Source organism: Bradyrhizobium jicamae (genome assembly GCF_001440395.1).
Taxonomy (GTDB): Bacteria; Pseudomonadota; Alphaproteobacteria; order Rhizobiales; family Xanthobacteraceae; genus Bradyrhizobium; species Bradyrhizobium jicamae.
This window is the reverse complement of sequence record NZ_LLXZ01000010.1, coordinates 47,525-53,828: the sequence shown is the minus strand read 5'-3', so window position 1 is coordinate 53,828 and position 6,304 is coordinate 47,525. Positions and strand designations below refer to the sequence as shown.

The window sequence follows — 6,304 nt, the reverse complement described above, 5'->3', positions numbered from 1 at the left end:
ATGAATCGCGCCAGCATTGGTGCGACCAGCTTTGCCGGATCCGAGATCGACTGCCCAGTTTCGCGGGCAAGCACGACCGTGGGGATAGGCTATCGTTCGCTGTGGATTGACGCCTCGCATTGAAGTTCATCAAGGATGGGCATTCGCGTGGTCAGAACAATCGGAGGGCTTTCCGTTTGCGCGGATGCAGGCACAATAGAGCCACGGCTCAGCGTACTGCCTTTCCAGAGTCCGCGGCCGGCGTGCTCGGCGTCGCGCTGAGCGCCATCATATCGGTGTTTCGAGTATTGAGGCCAATCCAGCGCCAGGCCCTTGCGCACAAGGCATTCGACGAGATCGGTGCCGCCGACCGAACAGGTCGCAACTACCCGGCCGTATGGGTCAAAGTTAACGAGCGAGCAGTTGACCGGACGCCGCGCAATGAATGCGTCAAGTTGGTTGCTGTCTTTGCGCCACAACGATATTGCGAACTGTCCTCGCCGCGGCATAGCTGGCCGCTCCGGCGCGTCGACACCCCAGAGCCGAATGCGGCTTCCATGTATTTCCAGCGTGTCGCCATCAACGACGCTGGCTTGACCAGCAAAATCATCGGCCCGCGCTCCGCCGACAGCAGAAGAAGCATCAATACCAATGTTCGGCGCTTGATCATGACGTTGGGTACCGGTGGTTATAGGCAAATCGCGTGGACTAGATTTCGGCTAGTTCCCGAGCGGACACTACGCCCCTGCACCGCAGCATACCTTTGGCCGCGCTGTGAAATGTTCTCCGCGGCCCAGGAACGACCCCGTCTTGGCCGTGTTAAGGCGACAAAACCCACTTATGAAGGGAGCCGGCGCCATGGCCCGCGCAACAGCCCATCCGGATCATCAATGCATCTCAAGCGAAGACATCCAAGGAACCGAGGTCTATGGAGCAGATCGAAAGAATATCGGTGAGATTGATCACATCATCATCGACAAGATCTCAGGTCGCGTAGCTTATGCCGTCATGAGCTTTGGCGGATTTGTTGGATTGGGCCACAGCCATTATCCCATCCCGTGGGCCGCTCTGACATATGATACGTCGCTTGGTGGTTTTCGAACCAGTATCACCGAGCAGCAGCTCAAGGATGCGCCTGAGTTCAGTGATGATTCGTGGCAGGATCGAGACTGGGAAGCGCGCACCCATCAGTACTATGGGACTCCTAGCTACTGGGAAGCGCGACCGGGTGGCCTATAACGCCAGGCGCATCCGAGACTTTCGATCGTGGGTACCAGCTCATTAAGAAACTGGTTCACCAGCCGCGTGGTTAAGCGCCGGCCGGACGCCACAAGCGGCTCCGCTCCCTGGCCAAGGGCCCCCGCGTCGATTGCAAGCAAAGCGCAACGCGAGGGCATCCCCCTGAAGCCCGCCAACCGCTCTCCTTACTGCAAAGAAGGCGAGACGCTAATTTCGTGCTGACGGTCCTTCTTCAAGTACCTGACTAATGTCAGGCTTATCGAGACCGTCAGCGCGAACACATTCACAGGGCATTCCTGCGCCGCACTGACAGCCCAGCTCCCTCGACCAAGCCCGGTTAGGGTGGTTCTCGCATACCCAGCCAATGCCAAGGCAGACGTTACAGTCCGGGTCGATCATGAGACGAGTTTGACCGGCTGATGGCGGTATGCATCGATTGCGCAATTTGAAAGTACGAGCCTGCGCCGTTCCCCGCACCTGAACCTTTCGATGATATCATCGAGCAAAAAATTGGCAGACCAGTTCGGCTCCCCAAGTTCACCAGTTCTCTCGAGGACGCTCCAGGCAATCTGGAAGGACTGCTCTATCAAGTCAGTGTCGGCAATCATGCGGGGCAAACGACATCCGCAATCAATATGTTCCTACGCAGGTGGTTTCAGGCCAATGTTCTTAGTTCCTTTGCCGGTTCATCTCGAATGTGAATCTGACTTGCAGCACTGGGCCGTAATCGTCCCGCACTTCGATCGCCATGTGGTGACCTGCGCAATCGCGATCCGTCCGGACGGCGTCACGCGCCATGTCCGCCAATGAACGGGCCGCCTCCGCCTGCACGGCCTCGATGGTGGAGAGTTCAAGGCCTTCGTCATCGGTGGCGAGTTTGTCGCCGTCTCGCAAGTCGAAATAGTAGCGGGGCATCGGCGGACTAATTCCAAGGACTATAGCGCCCTTAACTAAATAGCGGAAACCGACCACTCGTTCCAACGAAGCCAAGAATCTACTTGGGCGGTTGCAATCCGGGAGATGTAACCCACGCGTTCAAGTGAGCGGCGGTTTCGGCGAGCCGCGCTCTGCGAATAAGCCTGTCTCGCTCCACTCCCGGCGGGGTGCCACGGGCTTCTTGCCGTAGACGCTCGGCCTCTTCCGAAAGATGCTTATCGAGATGAGCGACTTGTTTAGGATGAAGTCGCTGCTGTTGCATGGCGCTGCTCCCTGTTGAGTTAGCCGGGAGCGCAACGAGCGTTCTCATCACCGAAAAATGCCAAGGGCCGCGCGGTGATGATGAAAGCTAGGCCCTTTACTGGAGGGCGCGAAACAACATAAATCAGTCCTTCGACAAACCTTTGAACGAACTGGCTCGCAGCAGCCCTTCAGACGTGATGTCGCGGTTCGATTTCTGCCGTGAATACGGGATCGATGCACGTCGCCTTGGGTTTCTTGAGCGACTTACTCAATCTGCTCTTCGGGCTGACCACGGTATCAAGTTGCTTGCGGAGTTGACTTGAGACAGTGCGTGACCAGCCCGTTCCAACTTCCCCATATAACGAAGTTCTTTCCCTTCCCGCCTCCCGAGGTAGAGAGCCGCAACGCCGGAAGGATCTTTGATGAATCCCACGACCGGAAACTTGCCACGCTGGACGGTTTTGATTTTCAACCAACTCTCGTTCCGCTCCGAACGGTACGGTGCGTCCACGCGCTTGGAAATGATCCCCTCCCAGTTCAGTTTGGCGGCATGTTCAAACATCGCCTGCCCGTCCCCGATGAGATGTTCGGAGTGCAGCACCGGCAGCCCGATGTTGTTGTCCCCAAGAAGGTGTAACAGCCGTTGCTTGCGCTCATTTGCGGGAGCCTGCGGACGTCGCCGTCGCGCCAGAGCAGGTCGAAGGCATAGTAGACCATCCGGTCCTGTTGCCCGCCGCTAGCTCTGCCTGAAGTTCGGAAAAGTTGGTACGGCCCTCGTGAACGACAACCACCTCTCGTCGATGATGGCTTCGCCCGGAATGTCCAACGCACCGGCGATTGCCGAGAAGCGTTTGGTCCAGTCCAGCCCGTTGCGGGTGTAGACCTTCTTGCGTCCTCGATTGAGGTGTACCTGGACGCGGTAACCGTCGTATTTGATTTCGTGAAGCCAGTGTTCGCCCTTTGGCGCCCTGGACTTCAACGTCGCTAGCTGGGGTTTAATGAACCCCGGCATGGTGTCTTGGCAATAACTCAACTCACAAAAAAGCCCGCTAGGGCGAGCGGGCATTTTTGTTTATTTCCCTGGAATCTCGAACAATCAGGGGACGTGATCCTTTCTACCACTACCAATGCTGTAGGGTTTTTTGACGAAGTACTGGCGATTACCCAGGCCTTCTCCGCGCACTGGTCAATGGCAACCGTAATGGCCTGGACGTGCTGGTAGTAGTATCCATCCGCGTCGCCATCAGCCGCACTCCGCAAGTGCCTTGATCCAAGGCGGATTGCCGGCTTTCTCGTCGAACGAATTCCGCTCTACCATCTCCTGCCGCCCAGCACTTTGCCCTTGATGGGAGCGGGCAGGTCCTATTTGACCCGGTCCTGCTCGCCACCTCTCCGTTCAGTAAGTTCCTGCGTCACGGACCGCAATGCCTAGATTGCGGGACGTTATCAGCAGGTCTTGATCGTAGTCCGGCATGCGGAAGTGGAACGGCGCTCGAATATCCTTGTTTGAAGGCCACGCTGACGTCAAACAAAGGAGACGCTTATGAAGGTTACAACCCTCACTGTTCTCGCGCTTCTTCTCGCAACTTCCGGCTATGCTGCGGAAAAGCCGAGCCAGTCCTTCCTGAAGAAAGCCATTGAAGGCAACTACGCCGAAGTCGAGATGGGGAAGCTGGCGCAACAAAACGGCCAAAGCGACAATGTGAAGAAGTTCGGCCAGATGCTGCAGGCCGACCATACAGCAGCAAATGAGAAGGCCATCGACGCAGCGAAGTCGATGGGCGTGACACCGCCCGACGGCCCGAATGCCAAGCAAAAGGCCGATTACGAAAAAATGTCAAAAATGTCCGGGCAACCGTTCGATCGCGATTTCGCAACTCATATGGTCGCCGACCACCAGAAGGATATTGCAGAATACAAGAAAGCCTCAAAAAGCGCCGATGCGGCTGGGGAGTACGCGAAAGGGAACCTCGCAGTTTTACAGAAGCACCTGGAGACCGCGAGGTCGTTGGCCTCAAAGAAGACCTCGAGCAGGTAGGACCTGCTCCGGGGTTCCCGGGAGGGGCGGCTGGAAGAACCAAAATCCCCGGTGGACGTTGGATCCGCATGTCGGACGCTTTTCACTATTTCCGAGCTCATGCTGTCCGCGCCCTTTGCAAGGCTCGGACGATGCCTGTCGGACGGATGAGGCATCTCCAGATCGTGGTAGGAAGGATTTATCACCTCCTGACGAAGGAGGCCGCATACGGCCCAAATTTGCATCACATGGAGGATTTTCGGGCGGCACAAAAGCTCGAAAAATCGCTCGACTGACGGGAATAGCAAATTCCTCAAATCGAAGCGGCGCTCGCGAAGAAATTGCGTGCGCTTTAGGAGGAACGCGGGGTGTCCGCCGAGAGACGAGTTGAATGATGGTTGCCGACACCCAGACGGTCGTTAGGCTACCTCGGGAATATGCGCAGCGGACCGCATTGCGCGGCGGCAATCCATATCGTGCAAAGGCCTACTCTCGCGCTGCCGACAGTCTTTCCGCGCTTGCCGTCCCCCTCCACGTGCTGATCGGGGAGGATCGCCTCACCGAAATTCCGGGAGTGGGCGAAGCTATTGCCGACATCATCACAAAGCTGCATCGGAACGGCACTCATCCGAGCCTCGAGAAGCCTCCGTAAGGAGATCCCGCGGGCGTCCTCGAGATGCTGACGGTACCGGGCTTACGTCCCGAGAAGGTGCTCGGCCAGGATGTCGGATTCGATGCCCTTGAGGATCCGGAATTCCTTACCGAAGCTCTTGTTGAGCCCACTTCGCGGTGCTGCTCCTCGATCTCGTCGAGCGAGAGTCCGCCGGACGTAATGCGCTGACTGCGAGTGGTCCGCCACCCCGAAATATTGAAAACCGCGTTTGCGTGTGGCCTTCGCCATTGCCTCAAGCGGCTCGGTGCCGTCAGAGGCATTCGTGTGATGCTCTTAGGTGCTGTCATTTTAAACGGGGCCGCATCCGCTACGAACGATCCGGCCAGCATCGTTGAATTTGCCGTCTGCACGCCAAGCGGCGGAATCAATCGTCGTTGTTCACCTAGTGTCGACTGCCGAACAGACTGGGAGGGTCAATCGGCCTCTAGTCAGCTCGGCTGCCGCTACCGAAGGCGAAGCCAGGTGAGAAGAAAAAAGTGGTCACTAGGCATGCACGCAGCAAGCATTGAGTTTAGCGGGAACTCGGTTGACTGTTTCGTTCGTAACCGGTCCGAGACTGGAGCGGCCTTGCAGTTCGTTAGCACGATCAATCTTCCGGCACAATTTATATTGGTGGTCGCCCCTGAATGCACCAGGTGCATCGCTATTTGGCGAACGGAATGGCTGATCGGAGTCAAATTCCTCTTGTAAATCGCCAGGACCATAAAAATGGCCCCAGCGCGAACCGTGCGCTGAGGCTATTCAAGTCCCTCAGCCGGACAAGTTGGTCTATCTGGGCGTCTGCCGGAACCTTGGCTCGTCACCGCTTGCTCAAAACGTATGATCGAAGTTGGCGCGTAGTCTCTGCTCGGTCACTGCTAACGCGAGCACTGTCGCCGCAAGGACGACGGTAGGTTCAAGATATGCGCAGGGTCCGTAACCCTGTTGAATGAAGCGCTGCCTGCTGCCCATACGCTCGTAGAAGGCGACCATGACCATCGCGCTCGCAAGCTCGCAATCTGCATCCGCCATTCCGGCGAACTACTCATGAAGGTCTGCCAATCTGAAATATTCGCCCTTGACGCTGCTTGCGGCGTGACCGGCCATCACCACTACAACCGCTGTCGAAATAACCGTCAAAGTCAACGCGGCAAGGATGACGCCAATCAACTTCAAAGCGCGCTTGTCTGCCGCCATGCCCGGACTGCAACAGAATCGATCCGGACGGCGTTCCTACA

Annotated in this window: 8 protein-coding genes; 3 read left to right on the top strand and 5 right to left on the bottom strand. The window is 57.1% G+C overall.

What is annotated here, in order from left to right; all coding sequences use genetic code 11:
* Positions 1-89 precede the first annotated feature (89 nt).
* On the bottom strand, positions 90-488 hold the full coding sequence (locus CQ12_RS41700; protein WP_245309695.1) for a thermonuclease family protein: 399 nt from the start codon (positions 486-488) through the stop codon (positions 90-92).
* Positions 489-837: 349 nt separating this feature from the next.
* Here CQ12_RS41700 and CQ12_RS02200 point away from each other — a divergent pair, with 349 nt between their 5' ends.
* Positions 838-1,218 carry a PRC-barrel domain-containing protein gene (locus CQ12_RS02200; RefSeq protein WP_057833731.1) on the top strand — a complete coding sequence of 127 codons (381 nt, stop codon included), beginning with the start codon at positions 838-840 and terminating at the stop codon, positions 1,216-1,218.
* A 669-nt stretch (positions 1,219-1,887) separates the two neighbouring features.
* Here CQ12_RS02200 and CQ12_RS02190 read toward each other — a convergent pair.
* The 3 genes from CQ12_RS02190 to CQ12_RS45890 form a co-directional block, all read right to left on the bottom strand.
* Positions 1,888-2,133 carry a DUF6894 family protein gene (locus CQ12_RS02190; RefSeq protein ID WP_057833725.1) on the bottom strand — a complete coding sequence of 82 codons (246 nt, stop codon included), beginning with the start codon at positions 2,131-2,133 and terminating at the stop codon, positions 1,888-1,890.
* 532 nt (positions 2,134-2,665) lie between these two features.
* A complete protein-coding gene (locus CQ12_RS45895) occupies positions 2,666-2,959 on the bottom strand; it encodes a hypothetical protein (protein WP_245309694.1) in 294 nt (97 codons plus the stop codon).
* A 174-nt stretch (positions 2,960-3,133) separates the two neighbouring features.
* On the bottom strand, positions 3,134-3,409 hold the full coding sequence (locus tag CQ12_RS45890) for an ATP-dependent DNA ligase (protein ID WP_245309693.1): 276 nt from the start codon (positions 3,407-3,409) through the stop codon (positions 3,134-3,136).
* Positions 3,410-3,940: 531 nt separating this feature from the next.
* Between CQ12_RS45890 and CQ12_RS02180 the strand changes: the two genes are divergently transcribed.
* Both CQ12_RS02180 and CQ12_RS41685 read left to right on the top strand, forming a co-directional pair.
* Positions 3,941-4,435 (top strand): DUF4142 domain-containing protein, encoded by a 495-nt coding sequence (locus tag CQ12_RS02180; protein WP_057833724.1) that lies wholly within the window; start codon positions 3,941-3,943, stop codon positions 4,433-4,435.
* Positions 4,436-4,805: 370 nt separating this feature from the next.
* Positions 4,806-5,066 (top strand): helix-hairpin-helix domain-containing protein, encoded by a 261-nt coding sequence (locus tag CQ12_RS41685; RefSeq protein ID WP_057833722.1) that lies wholly within the window; start codon positions 4,806-4,808, stop codon positions 5,064-5,066.
* Between the two features lie 1,041 nt (positions 5,067-6,107).
* On the opposite strand, the gene CQ12_RS43280 is transcribed toward CQ12_RS41685, so the two are convergent.
* Positions 6,108-6,263 (bottom strand): hypothetical protein, encoded by a 156-nt coding sequence (locus tag CQ12_RS43280; RefSeq protein ID WP_157087950.1) that lies wholly within the window; start codon positions 6,261-6,263, stop codon positions 6,108-6,110.
* Positions 6,264-6,304: the final 41 nt, after the last annotated feature.

Coding starts and splice junctions, on each gene's coding strand:
- CQ12_RS41700 (WP_245309695.1), bottom strand. CDS start 488: ATGCCGCGGCGAGGACAGTTCGCAATATCGTTGTGGCGCAAAGACAGC.
- CQ12_RS02200 (WP_057833731.1), top strand. CDS start 838: ATGGCCCGCGCAACAGCCCATCCGGATCATCAATGCATCTCAAGCGAA.
- CQ12_RS02190 (WP_057833725.1), bottom strand. CDS start 2,133: ATGCCCCGCTACTATTTCGACTTGCGAGACGGCGACAAACTCGCCACC.
- CQ12_RS45895 (WP_245309694.1), bottom strand. CDS start 2,959: ATGTTTGAACATGCCGCCAAACTGAACTGGGAGGGGATCATTTCCAAG.
- CQ12_RS45890 (WP_245309693.1), bottom strand. CDS start 3,409: ATGCCGGGGTTCATTAAACCCCAGCTAGCGACGTTGAAGTCCAGGGCG.
- CQ12_RS02180 (WP_057833724.1), top strand. CDS start 3,941: ATGAAGGTTACAACCCTCACTGTTCTCGCGCTTCTTCTCGCAACTTCC.
- CQ12_RS41685 (WP_057833722.1), top strand. CDS start 4,806: ATGATGGTTGCCGACACCCAGACGGTCGTTAGGCTACCTCGGGAATAT.
- CQ12_RS43280 (WP_157087950.1), bottom strand. CDS start 6,263: ATGGCGGCAGACAAGCGCGCTTTGAAGTTGATTGGCGTCATCCTTGCC.